Consider the following 16,564-nt stretch of genomic DNA (forward strand, 5'->3'; position numbering starts at 1 on the left):
ATCCTTACAAAAGCTTTGACCTGGGGAAATATCGCCATTCAGATGGCTTGTTCCGCCAATGCGATCAATGCAGTAGTGAATGCCTCTGCAGGGGGTTTGACCAGGCCTGCTCCTACTTGACCGGTTCCCGCGACGCGGCCCGCGATGCCGGTGTTGACCACGGGCAGCAGGCCCGTTCTCGCGACGAGAGTTACATCGATGCCGACCGGCGTGCCGCGGAAGCCGAGCCCCGGAATCTGGTACCCCGGGTGCTCGGCGAGCGTGATCTCGTACATGGAACGGGTGGCCCGCACCGCGTCGGACACCTCGCCGCCCACGAACCGCACGATGGCCGGCGCCGCCGCCATCGCGAACCCGCCCAGCCCCGAGGTCTCCGTGATCGTGGAGTCGCCGATGTCGGGGTTCGCGTCGTCCGGCCCGTACGAGCCGAGATAGAGCCCGTCGGGCACGCCGGCCGGTCCCGTGAACCACCGCCCGCCCAGCCCCGAGACCTGGACGCCGAAGTCGGTGCCGTTCCTGGCCATGGCGACGACCATGGACGAGCCGGGCACGTCGCGGGCCGCGTCCGTGCTGACCTTGGCGGCGGCCATGCCGGCGTTCAGGAAGAAGTGGTCGTTGCCGTTGATGAAGCGCAGCACCTCCGCGGCCGCGCCCGGGGCGGCCTCGACCACGGCCGGGGCCAGCTCGCGCAGCAGGAGCGAGGTGGCGGCGCGGTTGCGGTTGTGCAGCTCGTCGCCCATCTGCAGGGCCTGCGCCATCAGCGAGCGCAGGTCGATCGGCCCCGTGCGCTCCAGCGTCGCCGCCAGGGCCGGGCCGAGCACCGCGTCCATCCAGCGCAGCCGCTCCAGCACCTCGGGCCCGTAGGCGCCGTACCGGAGCACCTTGCCCAGGCCCTCGTTCAGCGAGCAGTACGCGGTACCGCCGTGCTCGTCGTCGCGTACCTCGAACAGCCACATGGACGGGCTCACCACGCCCGCCATCGGGCCCACGGTGGCGTGCTCGTGGCACGGCCGCAGCGCGATCTCGCCCGCCGCCAGCCTGCGCCCGGCCTCGTGCTCGTCGCCCGCCAGGCCCTCCAGCAGCATCGCGCCGATCAGCGCGCCGCGCATCGGGCCCGACGCGCGCTCCCACGTGATGGGCGGGCCCGCGTGCAGGAACGTTCCCGCCGCCAGCACCTCCGAGGCCCGGCGCACCCCGACCAGGTGCGGGCGGGCGGAGGTCAGCCTGCTCACGGCCAGCTCGTTCGCGGCCTGCCTGCGCGGGTCGGCGAGCACCGCGGCCAGGGCCTCGGCGGTGCCGGGCAGCGGCGGGCGCCAGGACACCGGCGTCGTCTCGACGGCCTGCGCCCTGAGCGACTCGTCGAGCAGGCCCGCGCCCACCGTGATGACGCGGGACGGGACGGACAGCGGGCTCATACAAGGCTCCTGGCGTGCCGGGCGGCCTGGGCGTTGGAGGTGAAGACGGCCGCGCCCGCCTCCCGGAAGGCGGCGGCCTGTCGGTGCAGGTCCTGGGGGTCGCCTTCGGTGCCGATGAGCGCGATCACGACGGTGGCGGGGGTGCGGGCGACGGCGTGCGCGAGCGAGGCGGCCGGGTCGGGGTCGGCGCCGTGGCCGAGCACGACGTCCATGAGCACCAGGTCCGTCTCCTGGGCGCGGGCCAAGGTCTCGACGCGCAGGGTCGGGTCGATCATGGGATGCGCCCGGCCCCTGGTGTAGGCGTCGTCCCCGTAGTCGACGAACTCGCCCTTGCCGGCCACCAGCGCGGCCTCGGTGCTGAGCGTCCCGCCGGAATAGACACCCTTGATGGCCTTGGTCCGGCTCTGCTTGCCCGACCACGCGGGCCAGGAGGGCCACTCGGGCACCGGCCGGCCGAGCGCGCGCAGGACCCGCTCGGTCGCCTCCGTCAGGTCGGACTCGGGGAGCAGCGCGGGCACCACCGGCGTGCGCAGGCGTCCCACGGCCTCCCGTACGGTCGCCGCCACCTCGGGGGACGGCGGCTTGGAGATCAGCACGATCAGCTCGGTGGCCGGGTCCTCGTCCAGCATGCGCAGGGCCCGCAGCGTGGACAGGCCGCCCACCTCGGCGGACAGGTCCCTGCCGCCCACGCCGAGCACGTGGCTGACGCCGGTGCCGGCCCAGTCGAGCAGGGACGTCACCTGCTGGGCCCCGGTGCCGGACGCGGCCACCACACCGACGGGGCCTGGGGTGAGGACGTTCGCGAAGCCCAGGCCGACGCCGCCGATCACGGCGGTGCCGCAGTCGGGGCCCATCACGAGGACGTCCGCGGCCTCCGCGAGCTCCTTGAGCCGCCGTTCCTGGGCCACGGGGAAGCCGTCGCTGAAGATCATGACGGGGAGCCCGGCCTGGACGGCGTCCAGCGCCTCGGCGAAGGCGTGCTCGCCCGGGGTGGAGACCAGCACCAGGTCGGCCGGGATGCCGGTGGCCGAGCGGGTGGTGAGCGGGGGCTGGTCGGCCGTGGTCGCCTCCGGACGGTCGAAGCTCGCGAGCTGCCGGTCGGCCTCCTCGACGGCCGCGCCGGCGTCGCGGGCGCGTACGGCTATCAGGAGGTCGCCGGGGCCGGCCTGCGGGACGGTGAAGCCCAGATCGCGGAGGACGGCGAGGTTCAGGTCGGTGGCCATGGCGACCATGGCGGCCTCCACGCCCGACATCTCGGTCAGCGCCCGGCTTATGCGCATCAGGGAGATGGAGTCGACGTACGCGCCCTTCCGTACCAGCACCATGTCGGCCACGGTGTCGGCGCTCATCGGGGCCCGCTCAGCGCGAGGACGGCGGTCACGCCGACGGCGACGCCCTGGGCCAGGTCGGAGCCCGAGGTGTGGCCGAGGCCGTGGAGGCGGCGCAGGGCCGGTTCGAGGGCCTGCCCGCCCGTGATGCCGCGCAGCACCGCGGTCACTTCGGGGCTGCTCTCGCCCCTGGCCGCACAGTGCAGGAGCGTGGCCGAAATGGGCGTCGTACGCGTCCTCGCGTCGAACGTCACGGTCGCCGCCAGCCAGTCGGCCAGCCAGACCGCCCGCTCCGCCCCGGCCGCCGCGCCCAGGTGCCGCAGCGTCACCAGCAGGCCCGCCAGGACGTCGTCGCCGCTCGGCGTCAGACCGGGCCCCAGGCCCATGAGCTGCTCGGCCGCCGTCACGGCCCCCAGCAGCCAGCCCTTCGCGCAGCTGTCGGCCAGCAGCTCGACGGCGCCGTTCCCGGCCAGCCCGGGTTGCGGCGGGTCGCCGAAGCGGGCGGCGGCCTGTTCGAGCCGGGCCCGATCGATCCGGCCCAGCGGCGGGGCGGGGTCCCACCAGCGGCGCACACCCAGGCTCAGCGGGCCCAGCTCGATGTTGCGGTCGCCCACCGAAGCTTCGTCACCCACCGTGACGCTCGGCAGCGCGCCGGCCAGCAGCACGGAGTTGGGCAACCGGGTGGCCGCCCCCGTGATGACGGCGATCACCGAAGGCTCCAGGTCGGTCCTGACCTCGAGATAGACCCCCGCCGGGAACGCGGCTAGCACCCGCGCGGGGCGGCGCGGCGACTCCAGGACGGGGCGTACCGCCGTGCTGGCCGCGCCCGTGACGTGGATGCGAGTACGCCTCGCATGAGTACTTACGGTCACCGAACCTCCCATCGGACCTTGGACCTGACCGTAAAACGGCCGGGGAACCCTCCGTACGGGTAAATTTGCCAACAGTCAGCGGGAAGGTTGGCTCTTCCTGACAGACGGTTTCTGGGGTCACAATCTCCACATGGAGCCCCCCGTCCGTCTCGCCAGCACCGGGACGATCATTCACGGCGTTTCCGTCGGAGAGGTGCTCGGCGTCTCCACCCTCGCCGAGGCCAGGCTGATCGCGGGGGAGAGCGGGCTGGGCCGCATCGTGCAACGGCTGAACGTCATGGAGGTCCCCGACATCCTGGCCTGGGTCAAGCCGCACGAGCTGCTGCTGACCACCGGCTACCCGCTGCGCAACACGCCGCAGTCGCTCGGCCGGCTGGTCGCCGACCTGGACGAGCGCGGGCTGTCGGCGCTGGCGATCAAGCTCGGCCGGTATGTGGACGAGCTGCCCGACGAGATGGTCGAGCAGGCCGACCGGCTCGGCTTCCCGCTCATCCTCCTGCCGAACGACGTCGGGTTCGACGACATCCTCAACCAGGTGCTGACCGACATCCTCAACCGCCAGGCCGCCGTGCTCGCCCGCGCCGAGGAGGCGCACCGGGCGCTGGTGCAGGTGGTGCTGGCCGGCGGCGGGCTCAACGAGGTGGCCGCCGAGGTGGCCCAGCTGCTCGACGTGTCGGTGGCGGCGGTGGACGGCTCGGGCCGGGTGCTGGCCACCGCGGGTCCGGCCGAGCAGGTGGCCGTCCTGCGCGAGTCGATCTCCCTGGAGGGCCCGCCCCGTACGTCCACCTCGGGACGGGTACGGTCGTTCGCCTCGGTGCCCGTGCTGGCCGGGGGCCACCACCACGGGAGGATCGTCGCCTACAGCCCGTCCGGGGCCATCCGCGACAGCGACGTCGGCATCCTCGAACGCGCCGCGACCGTGGCCGCGCTGGTCGTCACCCGGCAGGAGGCGGTCAACGCCGTCGAGAGCAAGTACCGCGCCGACTTCCTGCGCGACGTGCTCACCGGCCGGGCGGGCACGGCGGAGCGGGTCACGGCCCGGGCGCGGGCGTTCGGGTGGGACCTGGCGCGGCCGGTGACCGTACTGGTGGCCGAGCTGGACCCGGACGGCGACGAGCGCAGCGCGCAGGACCGGTTGGTGGCGTGCTGGACGGCGGCGATGCGCCGGCACGACCCGCGCGGGGCGGTGGCGGGGTTCTCGCACGAGGTGGTGGCCGTGGTGGACGCCTCGATCGACGCGACCAGGGTCGCCAAGGACGCGGCCTCGGGCTTCGCCGACGTGCCGCCCGCGACGTTCTCGACCGGCACCTCCCGGCCCAGCCCGGGGGCGGAGACGCTGCCGGAGGCGTACTCGCAGGCGCTGAAGGCGGCCCGGGTGGGCCGCCAGCTGCACGGGCCCGGCGCCGTCGCCCATTTCGACCAGCTCGGCGTCTACCGGCTGCTGTCCCTGGTCAACGACACGGAGGAGCTGCACGCCTTCGTACGCGAGACGCTCGGCCCGCTGGCGGCCGACGCCGACGCCGAGAACGCCGACCTGCGCCGCACCCTGCAGGTGCTCCTGGAGACCAACATGAACGTGGCCGAGACGGCGCGGCGCCTCCACTTCCACTACAACACCCTCCGCTACCGGATCGGGAAGCTGGAGCGCCTGCTCGGCAACTTCACCGACGACCCGCACCTGCGCCTCAACCTGACCCTGGCCCTGCACGTGCTGCGGATGCGCGGCATCTAGGGTTGGGGCTTGTGGATTTCGAACTGCGCTCCGAGTACATCCCGCTGTGTGACCTGCTGAAGTACTGCGGGATCACGGAGACGGGCGGCATGGCCAAGCTGCTGATCGCCGAGGGGCTGGTGCTGGTGGACGGCGAGGTGGAGCTGCGCAAGCGCGCCAAGATCCGCTCGGGGCAGGTGGTCAGCGGGGAGGGGTTCTCCATCCACGTGGAGTAGTGGGAACCTGTTGACGAAAAGTCACCGCACAATTACTCACTGTTTACTAACATCGGGCGCACTGGCAAAAAGAAACGGCCCCCTGACGGGGGCCGTAGAGCCCGGGATGTACTCCCGGGCGGCGGTGACTCCATGTTAGGACGTGATGGCGGTGTGCGACAAGTCGAATCCCGGAATCGAGCGGGTGGGTGTCTACGTCGACGGCTTCAACCTGTACTACGGCCTGCGGGACCTCGGGGGGCGGCGGCACCTCTGGCTCGATCTGCACGCCATGGCGACCCGCCTGTTGCGGCCGCATCAGCGTCTCGTCGCCATCAGCTACTTCACGGCCACGATCCTCAACGATCCACCGGCCAAGGCGCGGCAGGAAGCCTATCTGGCCGCGACGGTGAGCCGCGGTGTGCAGGTCGTCATGGGGAGGTTCCAGGAGCAAGCAGTGCGATGCCACTCTTGTGGCACCATACGGCGGACCTATCCAAGACCAGGGTGATCACCGTGTTTCCGCCCCGGAGGCGTTCCAACCATCTGAGGTTGCTCAGTGACGCATGGTTCCCGCTGGGTGATGCCGTGATCCGCCGGTCTCAGCTTCCCAACGTGCGTCTACCACCGCCCGCAGCACTGGAACTGACCTCACAGTGAATTCGGATCGCGTGTGCGCGAGGTTTTCACTGGCCCTGCGCGTAGATTTGGCAGATCATGCCCGTGTAGGAGCGTTGCGGCGGGCCTAATGTGCCCGCAACGGAACGTGTCGCCGGCCCAGTACAAGAGGGACTCTCATGGTTTTGGGATGGACCAAACACGGTGACGGCAAGCACCTGGCGCCCGGAGAGGTGGTCAGGCCCGACGAGCGCCTGAGCTGGCCCAGGATGGTGGGCTTCGGGGCGCAGCACGTGATCGCGATGTTCGGCGCGACGTTCGTCTTCCCCCTGGTGATGGGGCTGGACCCGAACGTCGCCGTGATGATGTCAGGCGTCGCGACGATCCTGTTCCTGCTGATCGTGAAGGGGAAGGTGCCCAGCTATCTCGGCACCAGCGCGTCCTTCGTCGGCGGGGTGCTGGCCATCAGGGCCGCCTACGGCGGTGACACGGCCGGCGCGGACGCGATCGTGACCGGGGCGATCCTGGTCGCCGGGTTCGTGCTGGCGCTGGCGGGGCTGGCCGTCCACTTCCTCGGGGTGCAGATCATCCATCGCGTGTTCCCGCCCGTGGTCACGGGGGCGGTCGTCATGCTGATCGGGTTCGGGCTGGCGTACGTGGTGGCGGACGTCTACTGGCCGCAGGACCACTGGGTCGCGCTCATCACCATGCTGGTCACCTTCCTGGTGATCGTGTTCTTCAAGGGGTTCGTCGGCCGGATCGGGGTGCTGGTCGGGCTGATCGCGGGGTTCGTGCTGTCGTGGGTGCTGGACAAGACCGCGGGGGCCGTCACGTCCGTGCTGCCCGGCGCCAACCTGCGGGACGCGGCGGGCGCGAGCTGCCCGGCCGAGGGGACGTACTGCGTGGCCACGGCCTTCCCGCACGACCGGGTGAACTTCGACTCCGTGGCGTCGGCGCCCTGGTTCGGGGTGCCGAACTTCCACGCCCCCGACTTCAAGACCTCCGCCGTGCTGCTGGTGCTGCCCGCCGTCATCGCGCTCATCGCCGAGAACATCGGGCACGTCAAGGCCGTCGGCGAGATGACCGGGGCGGACGTCGACCCGTACGTGGGCCGGGCGGTGATGGCCGACGGGGTGGGCACCATGGTCGCCAGCGCGGTCGGCGGCTCGCCCACCACCACGTACGCCGAGAACATCGGCGTCATGGCGGCCACCAAGGTCTACTCGACCGCCGCCTACTACATCGCCGCGATCATCGCGATCCTGTTCGGGCTCTGCCCCAAGTTCGGCGCGCTGGTCGCCGCGACCCCGGGCGGCGTGCTGGGCGGGGTCACCGTCATCCTGTACGGGATGATCGGCCTCCTCGGCGCCAGGATCTGGATCGAGAACCGCGTCGACTTCTCCGACCCCGTCAACATGGTTCCGATCGGCGCGGGCATCATCCTGGCCATCGGACCTGTGAGCCACTTCATCGGCGGCGACTTCACCCTTGAGGGGATCGCGCTCGGCACCATCGTGGTGCTGGGCGGATACCACCTGCTGCGGGCCATCGCCGGACGGCCCGCCCGGCCGGCCGGGAGCGAGGCCGGGTGAAACCGCCCCCGTTCGAGTACCACGCCCCCCGCGACCTCGACGAGGCGCTCCGGACCCTCGCGGAGGTGGGCGGGAAGGTGCTGGCCGGAGGGCAGAGCCTGATCCCCATGCTCAACATGCGGCTGGCCGCTCCCGAGCATCTCGTCGACATCAACCGCGTCCAGGGGCTGTCGGCCATGGAGACGGAGCGGGACGGTGTCCGGGTGGGGGCTACGGTCCGGCACTCGCAGGCGGAGCGGGCCAGGGCGCATCCGCTGCTGAGCCGGGCGCTGCGGCTGGTCGCCCACCCGGTGATCCGGAACCGGGGGACCGTGGTGGGCAGCCTCGTGCACGCCGACCCGGCCGCCGAGCTGCCGGCCGTGCTGGCCGTCCTGGGCGGCTCCGTACGGGTGGCCCGGCAGGGGCAGGTACGCGACGTGGGCGCCGAGGAGTTCTTCGTCGGGCCCATGGAGTCGGCGGTCCAGCCGGGCGAGCTGGCCGTGTCGGCATATTTCCCGGCATTGGGTCCGCGTACCGGGGCAGCCTTCGAGGAGGTGGCCCGGCGGCACGGCGACTACGCCCTGGCCGGGGTCTGCGCCGTCGTCACGCTCGACGAGGACGGCCGCGTAGAGGCCGCCAGGCTCGCCTGCATCGGCGTCGGCCCCGTGCCGATCGTCGTGGACGTGACGGAGAGCCCCGCGGACGCGGCGCGGATCGTACGGGACCGGGTCGAACCCGAGGGCGACATCCACGCCTCGGCCGCCTACCGCCGCCACCTCGTCGGCGTGCTGGCCGAGCGGGCCGTACGGAACGCGACCAGGGAGGCAGGGGATCGTGGAGCATGAGATCACGCTCGTCGTGAACGGCACGGCCAGGCGGGTCGGCGTGCCCGCCAGACGCCTGCTGTCCGACTGCCTGCGCCACGACCTCGGCCTGACCGGCACCCACGTCGGCTGCGAGCACGGCGTCTGCGGCTGCTGCACCGTGCTGCTCGACGGGGAGCCGATCCGGTCGTGCCTGACGTTCGCGGTCAGCGTGGACGGGTCCGAGATCACCACGGTCGAAGGGCTGGCTGGCGACGGCACCAGGGCGACCGAGCCCGCCTCACGGAGTGAGGCCATGAGCGCGGTCCAGCGGGCTTTTGCCGAGTGCCATGGGTTGCAGTGCGGGTTCTGCACGCCGGGGTTCCTGTGTACGGTGACCGCCCTGCTGCGGGACAACCCCACCCCCACGGACGACGAGGTGCTGGAGGGCATCTCGGGCAACCTGTGCCGGTGCACCGGCTACCAGAACATCGTCAAGGCCGTCCACCGGGCCGCCGAGCTGCTGGCGGAGGAAGCATGACGACGAGGCTGTTCGGGGAGCCCGTGCAGCGGCGGGAGGACCCCAGGCTGCTCACCGGCCGGGGCCGCTACCTCGACGACCTCGGCCCCGACGCGCTGGCCGCCGCGTTCGTGCGCTCGCCGCACGCGCACGCCCGCATCCGCGACATCGACGTGGGCCCCGCGCTCGACGTCGAAGGGCTCGTCGCCATCTACACCTGGGAGGACCTGCCCGGACGGGTCGGCCGGCCGCTGCCGCTGCTGATCCCGCACCCGGCGCTCACCCACGGGCGCACCGCGTACCCGCTGGCCAGGGACATCGTCAGGCACGTCGGCGAGCCGGTGGTCATGGTCGTGGCGGCGGACAGGTACGCCGCCGAGGACGCCTGCGCGCTCATCGAGGTCGACTACGAGCTCCTCAAGCCGGTCGTCGGCCTGGAGGAGGCCGTGCAGGGTGCCCAGCTCGTGCACGAGGACGTGCCGGGCAACGTCGGCGCGCACCTCGTCCAGGAGGTCGCGGGGACGGACGGGCGCGGCGCGCGCGAGGCGATCGAGACCGCGCCGCACACGCTGGCCTTCCGGCTCGACATCGAGCGCAGCGCCAGCATGCCGCTGGAGGGGCGCGGCGTGTACGCCCGGTGGGACGGCCGGGACCTGCGCGTCTACTCCAGCACCCAGACCTCCACCAGCGTCCGCATGGCCGTCGCCGCCGCGCTGGAGCTGCCGCTGCCGCAGGTCGAGGTGATCGCGCCCGACGTGGGCGGCGGCTTCGGGGTGAAGATCGTGCACCCGTGGCCCGAGGAGGTGCTGGTGCCGTGGGCCGCCATGACGCTCGGGCGCGAGATCAAGTGGACGGAGGACCGCAGGGAGCACTTCATCTCCTCGGCCCACGAGCGCGGCCAGGTCCAGTACGTACGGGTCGGCTTCGACGACGACGGCCGCGTGCTCGGCCTGGACGTGACGATCCTGCACGACCACGGCGCCTACACGCCCTACGGGATCATCGTGCCGATCGTCACCTCCACGCAGCTCCTGGGGCCGTACAAGATCGGGGCGTACCGGGTCGAGTTCACCGCCGTCTACACCAACACCGTGCAGGTCACGCCCTACCGGGGGGCCGGCAGGCCGCAGGGCGTGTTCTGCATGGAGCGGACGATGGACAAGATCGCCCGCTACCTGGGGAAGGACCGCACCGAGGTACGCGAGGTCAACTTCATCGGGCCCGACGAGTTCCCGTACGACCAGGGGATGACGTTCCAGGACGGCCGGCCGCTGATCTACGACAGCGGCGACTATCCCGAGATGCTCCGCATGATCAAGGAGCTGATCGGCTGGGATTCCTTCGAGGCGCGGCCCGGCAGGGGCATCGGCGTCGGGTGCTACGTCGAAGGCACCGGCGTGGGGCCGTACGAGGGCGGGCACGTGCAGGTGACCTCCGACGGGCGGGTACACGTGTCCACCGGGCTCACCTCGCAGGGGCAGGGGCACGAGACGGCCTTCGCGCAGATCGTCGCCACCGAGCTGGGCGTGCCCATCGAGCGGGTGAGCGTGGTCACCGGCGACACCCGCAGGTTCGGCTACGCCGTGGGCACGTTCGCCTCGCGGGCGGCCGTCGTCAGCGGCAACGCCATCGCGCTGGCCTGCAGGAAAGTACGCGACAAGGCGCTGCGGATCGCCGCCGACGCGCTGGAGGCCGACCCGGCCGACCTGGAGATCACCGACGGGATGGTGCACGTGGCCGGCACGCCGAGCGCGTCCATCCCGCTGTCCACGGTGGCGGTGCTGGCCAACCCGCTGCGCTACGCCTTCGACGACGAGACGGCCAGGGCCACCCAGTTCTCCGGCACCGCGTCGCCCGACCGGCCGCCGGTCGCCGAGGGCGAGGAGCCAGGGCTGGAGGGGCGCGACTACTACTCGCCGATCAGGTCCACGTTCGCGTCGGGCATGCACGCGGCGATCGTCGAGACCGACCCGGACACGGCCGAGATCAAGGTGGTGCGCTACGCGGTCGTGCACGACTGCGGCCGGCTGATCAACCCGATGATCGTGGAGGGCCAGATCCACGGGGGAGTGGCGCAGGGCATCGGCGGGGCGCTCTACGAGCGCATGGTGTACGACTCGCACGGCCAGCTCGTCAACGCCTCCTTCATGGACTTCCTCATGCCGTACGCCACCGAGATCCCCCACGTCGAGACCGCCCACCTGGAGACGCCGTCGCCGCTCAACCCGCTCGGCGTCAAGGGCGCGGGCGAGGCCGGCGTGATCCCCGTCTCCGCGGTGATCGCCTCGGCCATCGAGGACGCCGAGGGCCTCGAGATCGACCGCATGCCGATCTCCCCGTCCGAGCTCTTCGACCTGCGCGCCGCCGACCGATGACCTGCCGACCGATGGCCCGCTGCACGATGATCCGCGCCGACCGATGACCCGCGCCGTGGGATGATCGGCGCCATGCGTGCGCCCGCTTCCGGTCTGACCGAATTCCCCGCCGTTCCCGCCGACGTCCGCCTGATCGACCTGGCCTGGAACGACATCGCCGAGGTGCCCGCCTGGGTGGCCGGGCTCACCGCGCTGGAGGAGCTCAGGCTCGACGGCAACCGGCTGCGCTCGCTGCCCGACCTGTCGGGGCTCACCGCGCTGCGCGCGCTGCACCTGGACGGCAACGAGCTGACGTCCTTCCCCGGCTGCCCGCCGCGCCTGGAGGTGCTCTTCCTGTACGGCAACCGCGTCGGCGCGATCCCCGACCGGCTGAGCCCCGCCCTGCGGCACCTCGCGGCGGGCGGCAACGGGCTGACCGATGTGCCCGGCTCGCTCTGGAAGCTGACCGGCCTCGAATCCCTCAACCTCGCCGAGAACGCGCTCACCGAGGTCCCGGCCGCGATCGGCGGGCTGACCCGGCTGCGCATGCTGGACCTCGGGCACAACCGGCTCGACTCCGTCCCGCCCGAGCTGGGCGACCTGGACCTGACCGACTACCTCTACCTGAGCGACAACCGGTTCACCGAGGTGCCGGAGGCGATCGGGCGGTTGGACCGGCTCGCCTACCTCAACCTCACCGACAACCGGCTCACCCGGCTGCCCGAGTCGCTGGGGCGGATGGCCGCGCTGGTGGAGCTGCGGCTCTACAACAACCGGCTGGAGTCCCTGCCCGAGGCCATCGGCGGCCTGGCCGGGCTGCGGGAGCTGCACGCGCAGGGCAACCGGCTGACCCGGCTGCCCGCCTCCATCGCCGAGCTGGGCGAGCTGCGCGTGCTCGACCTGCGCAACAACCACCTCCGCGAGCTGCCGGACCGCCTGCCGCCCGGACTCAGGCACCTCGACCTGCGCAACAACCGGCTGCGCGAGCTGCCCGCGAGCCTGCCCCCGCTGGAGAAGCTCGACCTGCGGTGGAACAAGCTCGACGGCGAGCCTGAGGTGCTGCGACGGCTCCGCGATCAGGGCTGCGTCATCCTGCGCTGATGGAATCGCTCGGTTTTGGGCTGATTCGGGGTGAACCGGGGTGATCGAGGGTGCGTACCTCCGCACATGACGACATTTCCACGTCTGGCCGCTTTCGCGCTGCTGGCCGGACTGGTCGCCGGATGCTCCTCAGGGGGCTGGGGCGACTACGTCGCAGCGGGCGAAACGCAGAAACCAGCGGCAATCCTCACCGTCGAGCAACTCTCCGCCAAGGTCGGCTGCAAGCCGAAGATGCAGGTCGAGGCCTCCGACCTCCGCACCGGCTACTGCAAGACCAAGGCGGGTCAGTTCTTCGTCAACACGTTCGCCAGCGAGAAGCTCAAGGACGAGTGGATGGACCGGGCGCCGGAGTACAACCCGCACCTGGTCGGCCCGCAGTGGACCGTCCTGGGCCCGCTCCCGGTGCTGGAGCAGCTGAAGGAGCCGCTCAGCGGCGATCTGCATCTGATGGACCACAGGGTCTCCCAGACGCCGGCGCCACCGAAGTAACCAATCGGTATGAGGTGAACCGGGGCTGGTGGGCCCGCGTACCTTCGCACATGACGACACTTCCACGTCTGGCCGCTTTCGCGCTGCTGGCCGGACTGGTCGCCGGATGCTCCTCAGGGAGCGGAGGCGGCTATGTCGCAGCAGCCGGAAAGCAGGGCCACGCCGCCCCCCTCACCGTCGAGCAGCTCTCGGCCAAGGTCGGCTGCAAGCCGAAGATGCAGGTCAACGCCGCCGAGATCCGCACCGGCTACTGCAAGACCCCCGATGGCGAGTTCTTCGTCACGACGTTCAAGACGCAGGCGGGCAAGGACGCCTGGATGGACGCCGCCCCCGAGTACAACCCCCACCTGGTCGGCAACCTCTGGACCGTGCTGTCCAGTCGCAAGGTGCTCGACCTGCTGAAGGAGCGGCTCGGCGGCGACCTCCACCTCACTGATCACCGTACGAAGCAGATGAAGACCATCGGCTAGCGGAGCTTCAGCAACTCGTACTGGGCCCAGACCTCGGCCGGGGCCGCGACGCGGTCCAGGAACATCAGGCCGTCCATCCGGCAGTCGCAGGGGTTCTGCTCCCTGGTGTTCTGCGGATAGCTACCGCCGATCTTGATGCCTCTCGGGTCCGTCGCCGAGGTGACGTCCGGCTCGGGGTCCCCTTCGACGCCCCACGGGTCGCCGGTGACCGAGTAGAACCCGTCGAGCGGGCGGCCGTTCCTGTAGAGCTTCATCGTCCCCTTGTCGAAGTCGAACGTCGCGGCCAGGAACACCCACTGGTCCCGAGGCAGCACCTCCCGCCAGGGCTTGTTCGCGGCGAACGTCTGGGAGGCGCTGCCGTCCACCCGCCGGGCGAGCGCCACGACCCTCATCTCGCCGTTCACCGTGATGAGCTCGAGCAGGGCCCGGACGTCGTGCCCCTGGGAGTTGCCGCTGAGCACCCCGGCCAGGCCGATCGCGTTGAAGAAGTCGGCCGGGTCCTCGGTGTTGGAGTTGGGCGCCGGGCCGTCGCCCAACATCTTGAACCAGCCCATGACGGTCGCGCCCTTGACGCCGTTGAACGCGCGCAGCGTCGGCACGCCGTCCGCGCCGTAGACGCCGGCCTTCCAGTCGTCGTTGCCGGTCGTGGCCGGATCGACCTGGCGGGTCTGCAGCGCGTACGTGCTGCCCCGGTAGGCCTGGTCGGCCACGCGCATGGCGGCGCCGCCGTTGACCAGCGTGATGTTCGTGCCGGACAGGCCCTGGTCCTGCTCCTGGGCCGGGTCGGCGGGCAGCGGGTGCTCGAAGTCGTACGCGGCCACCACGTGGTCGCGCAGGGTCGGCAGCACGTTCGGCGGGGTCCAGCCGGCCTTGGTGATCTTCCAGATCTTCCCGTTCGCCTTGGACAGCACGTAGAGCTCGCCCGCGCCGTCCCGGCCGAAGCGCAGGTCCACGCGGGTGCTCCCGGCCAGGTCCTGCATGGTCAGCTGCTTTCCGGACGCGTCCACCAGTCGCGGCTTGTGGATCGTGGCCCGGCGGCCGGTGCGCTCGTCCATCTCGGAGGCGACGGTGAAGAAGACCTGGCCGTCCACGATGTCGCCGAACAGGTACTTGCCGTACAGCAGGGGCAGCTTCTGCCCGCGGTAGACGAACCCGCCGGTGACGGCGTGGCCGCTGTCGGAGGTGCAGGAGTGTCCGGGCGGCGGGTCGTGGTCGTAGGCGGCCACCGGGTAGGTGTAGCCGTACTGCGCGTCGTCGTCCGGCAGCGTGTAGAGGTGGCAGCGGTCGGACTTGCTGAACACGAACGAGCCCTCGCGCTCGCTCCAGCCCAGGTTGTCGCCGGCGCCGACGTCGTAGATGGCCTCGATGGCGTGCTCGCCGATGTGGCCGAGGAACAGCCGGTTGCCGGCCTGCGTGTCCCAGCTGAAGCGGTGGGGGTCGCGCATGCCGTAGGCGTAGATCTCACCCAGCTTGCCGGACTGGCCGGCGAAGGGGTTCGAGGCGGGGACGCCGTACTTGCCGTTCGCGCTGTTCGTGCCCGTGGGGTCGATCCTGAGGATCTTGCCGAACGGGTTCGCCAGGTTCTGCGGGTCGTCGCTGGACACCCCGCGGCCGCCGTCACCCGAGGCGACGTAGAGCAGGCCGTAGTCCTTGCCCCCGCGGCGTGCGGCCGGGTTGAAGTCGATCTGCTGGATGCCGTGGATCTGGCCGTTGAAGCCGAGCCGCAGCACCTCCCTGTGGGTGCCGGAGAAGACGTTCGCCTTCGGGTCGGTGGCCGTCCACTCGGTGATGATGCCGTGGAACCTGGTGCCCGGTTGGGGCGTCATGTCGGGCGTCTTCGTGGTCAGCGCGGCGCCCCACTCGGTGTGGACCGTGTAGAACTTGCCGTTCGTCGCGAAGTCGGGGTGGAAGGCGGCGAAGCCGAACCCGCTGCCCAGGCCGCGCCCGGAGACGAAGTCGGGCGCGAAGGCCGCGCCGACGTCGAGGTATTCGCGCGGCTGCCCCTTGTCGAGGAAGTAGAGCTTGCCGTTGAGGTCGTTGACGAACAGGCGGCGCGAGCCGTCGGGGAGCTCGCCCAGGTAGTTGATCCTGGCCGTGCGGACCAGGCGCGGGTCAGTCGGCTCGGGAGTCGTCTCCGTCTTCGGGAACGAGGCGAACTCCTCCAGCGTCAGCGTCAGCCCCGAGGCGGTCGGCTTCTCGGGGATGGGGTCGTCGACGGGGGTCGGGTCGGCCTGCGCGGCTGCCGGCGGCGCGCATAACGCGGTCACCAGCACCGCGGCGATCAGGCACCGGAGGGTTTTCGGCATACCTGTTCACCACCAGGGGAGTCGGGGGGCTATTGATCGGCGCTGTCGCAGGCGGGGGTGCCCTTGACGGTCATGTCGCGCATCCTGCCGATGTTGTCGAAAGAGCCGAAGCCGACCCGGCCCGACGCGAACGTGCGGTCGGTGGCCGTGATCAGCGGCGTCGTGGCGCCGTCCATGTAGACCGCGATGCGGCCGGTCTCGGCGCAGTGGGTGACGCGGACGCGGTGCCACGCCGTGTCGGTGACCGCGGGCGGCGCGCCCACCTGGCCGTTCCACTGGTCGTCGATGCGCAGGCGGTCCGCGTTGTTGACGACGAAGATCCCGTTGTGCGGGTAGATGGTGTTGTCCTGCGAGAGGTGGACGTAGTAGAACTCCGTGTCCGACCGGTAGCCGAACACGATGATCACGTCGCGGTTGCTGACGCTGGTCGGGGTGTCCAGGCGGACCTGCGCGTCGATCCGCACCGAGCCGAACTCGGGGCCCGTCTTCAGCACCGCGTACTCGAAGGGCCGCCGCGGGCCCGGGCGCGCGACGCCGGCCTCGGCGAGGATCACCTGGTCGCCGGGGAACTGCCACTTGGCGGGCGTCACCGGCGCCCAGTTGCGCCCGTCGTTGACGTGCTTCACCTTGGCCTGGCCGGGGCCGCAGTCCGGTGCCACTGTGGCGGTGGCGGCCTGCGCGGGGATCGGTACGGCCAGCGCGAGCATGGCCGTCAGGAGGAGGGTGCGAAAGGCTGACATCCGGGATCCTCTCGCCGGGTGCGCTCTCGTAAGCGCTTCCGAAAGCGCTTT

15 protein-coding genes are annotated in these 16,564 nt (G+C 71.2%); 10 read left to right on the plus strand and 5 right to left on the minus strand.

What is annotated here, in order from left to right; genetic code table 11:
- Window positions 1-38: 38 nt before the first annotated feature.
- The 3 genes from ACIHFD_RS02295 to ACIHFD_RS02305 are packed head-to-tail and all read right to left on the minus strand — an operon-like array spanning window position 39 to window position 3,615.
- Window positions 39-1,415, minus strand: a complete 1,377-nt coding sequence (locus tag ACIHFD_RS02295; RefSeq protein WP_397365201.1) for a DUF1116 domain-containing protein — start codon at window positions 1,413-1,415, stop codon at window positions 39-41.
- Window positions 1,412-2,764, minus strand: coding sequence for an FdrA family protein (locus ACIHFD_RS02300; RefSeq protein ID WP_397365202.1), 1,353 nt, complete (start codon window positions 2,762-2,764; stop codon window positions 1,412-1,414). The genes ACIHFD_RS02295 and ACIHFD_RS02300 overlap by 4 nt, the downstream gene beginning before the upstream one ends.
- Complete coding sequence (locus ACIHFD_RS02305; RefSeq protein ID WP_397365203.1) at window positions 2,761-3,615, minus strand: DUF2877 domain-containing protein; 855 nt, start codon at window positions 3,613-3,615, stop codon at window positions 2,761-2,763. Before ACIHFD_RS02305 ends, ACIHFD_RS02300 begins: the two co-directional genes overlap by 4 nt.
- 130 nt (window positions 3,616-3,745) lie before the next feature.
- On the opposite strand from ACIHFD_RS02305, the gene ACIHFD_RS02310 reads away from it, so the two are divergent.
- The 10 genes from ACIHFD_RS02310 (at window position 3,746) to ACIHFD_RS02355 (ending at window position 13,467) form a co-directional block, all read left to right on the plus strand.
- On the plus strand, window positions 3,746-5,347 hold the full coding sequence (locus ACIHFD_RS02310) for a PucR family transcriptional regulator ligand-binding domain-containing protein (protein WP_355194606.1): 1,602 nt from the start codon (window positions 3,746-3,748) through the stop codon (window positions 5,345-5,347).
- 11 nt (window positions 5,348-5,358) lie between these two features.
- Window positions 5,359-5,562, plus strand: coding sequence for an RNA-binding S4 domain-containing protein (locus ACIHFD_RS02315; protein ID WP_350722619.1), 204 nt, complete (start codon window positions 5,359-5,361; stop codon window positions 5,560-5,562).
- A 145-nt stretch (window positions 5,563-5,707) separates the two neighbouring features.
- Window positions 5,708-6,052 (plus strand): NYN domain-containing protein, encoded by a 345-nt coding sequence (locus tag ACIHFD_RS02320; protein ID WP_397365204.1) that lies wholly within the window; start codon window positions 5,708-5,710, stop codon window positions 6,050-6,052.
- A gap of 286 nt (window positions 6,053-6,338) precedes the next feature.
- Window positions 6,339-7,751: a uracil-xanthine permease family protein gene (locus ACIHFD_RS02325; protein WP_397365205.1), complete on the plus strand. Its 1,413-nt coding sequence runs from the start codon at window positions 6,339-6,341 to the stop codon at window positions 7,749-7,751.
- On the plus strand, window positions 7,748-8,575 hold the full coding sequence (locus ACIHFD_RS02330) for an FAD binding domain-containing protein (protein ID WP_397365206.1): 828 nt from the start codon (window positions 7,748-7,750) through the stop codon (window positions 8,573-8,575). Before ACIHFD_RS02325 ends, ACIHFD_RS02330 begins: the two co-directional genes overlap by 4 nt.
- Window positions 8,565-9,074: a (2Fe-2S)-binding protein gene (locus tag ACIHFD_RS02335; protein WP_350722612.1), complete on the plus strand. Its 510-nt coding sequence runs from the start codon at window positions 8,565-8,567 to the stop codon at window positions 9,072-9,074. The genes ACIHFD_RS02330 and ACIHFD_RS02335 overlap by 11 nt, the downstream gene beginning before the upstream one ends.
- Complete coding sequence (cutA, locus tag ACIHFD_RS02340) at window positions 9,071-11,428, plus strand: aerobic carbon-monoxide dehydrogenase large subunit (protein WP_397365207.1); 2,358 nt, start codon at window positions 9,071-9,073, stop codon at window positions 11,426-11,428. The genes ACIHFD_RS02335 and cutA overlap by 4 nt, the downstream gene beginning before the upstream one ends.
- A 72-nt stretch (window positions 11,429-11,500) precedes the next feature.
- Window positions 11,501-12,508 (plus strand): leucine-rich repeat domain-containing protein, encoded by a 1,008-nt coding sequence (locus tag ACIHFD_RS02345; RefSeq protein ID WP_397365208.1) that lies wholly within the window; start codon window positions 11,501-11,503, stop codon window positions 12,506-12,508.
- 66 nt (window positions 12,509-12,574) lie between these two features.
- On the plus strand, window positions 12,575-12,997 hold the full coding sequence (locus ACIHFD_RS02350; protein ID WP_350722606.1) for a hypothetical protein: 423 nt from the start codon (window positions 12,575-12,577) through the stop codon (window positions 12,995-12,997).
- A gap of 50 nt (window positions 12,998-13,047) precedes the next feature.
- Window positions 13,048-13,467: a hypothetical protein gene (locus tag ACIHFD_RS02355; RefSeq protein WP_350722604.1), complete on the plus strand. Its 420-nt coding sequence runs from the start codon at window positions 13,048-13,050 to the stop codon at window positions 13,465-13,467.
- Here ACIHFD_RS02355 and ACIHFD_RS02360 read toward each other — a convergent pair.
- Both ACIHFD_RS02360 and ACIHFD_RS02365 read right to left on the minus strand, forming a co-directional pair.
- Complete coding sequence (locus ACIHFD_RS02360; RefSeq protein WP_397365209.1) at window positions 13,464-15,773, minus strand: PQQ-dependent sugar dehydrogenase; 2,310 nt, start codon at window positions 15,771-15,773, stop codon at window positions 13,464-13,466. The genes ACIHFD_RS02355 and ACIHFD_RS02360 overlap by 4 nt on opposite strands.
- A gap of 29 nt (window positions 15,774-15,802) precedes the next feature.
- Window positions 15,803-16,513, minus strand: coding sequence for a hypothetical protein (locus ACIHFD_RS02365; protein WP_397365210.1), 711 nt, complete (start codon window positions 16,511-16,513; stop codon window positions 15,803-15,805).
- Window positions 16,514-16,564 lie beyond the last annotated feature (51 nt).

The organism is Nonomuraea sp. NPDC051941, from assembly GCF_044593615.1.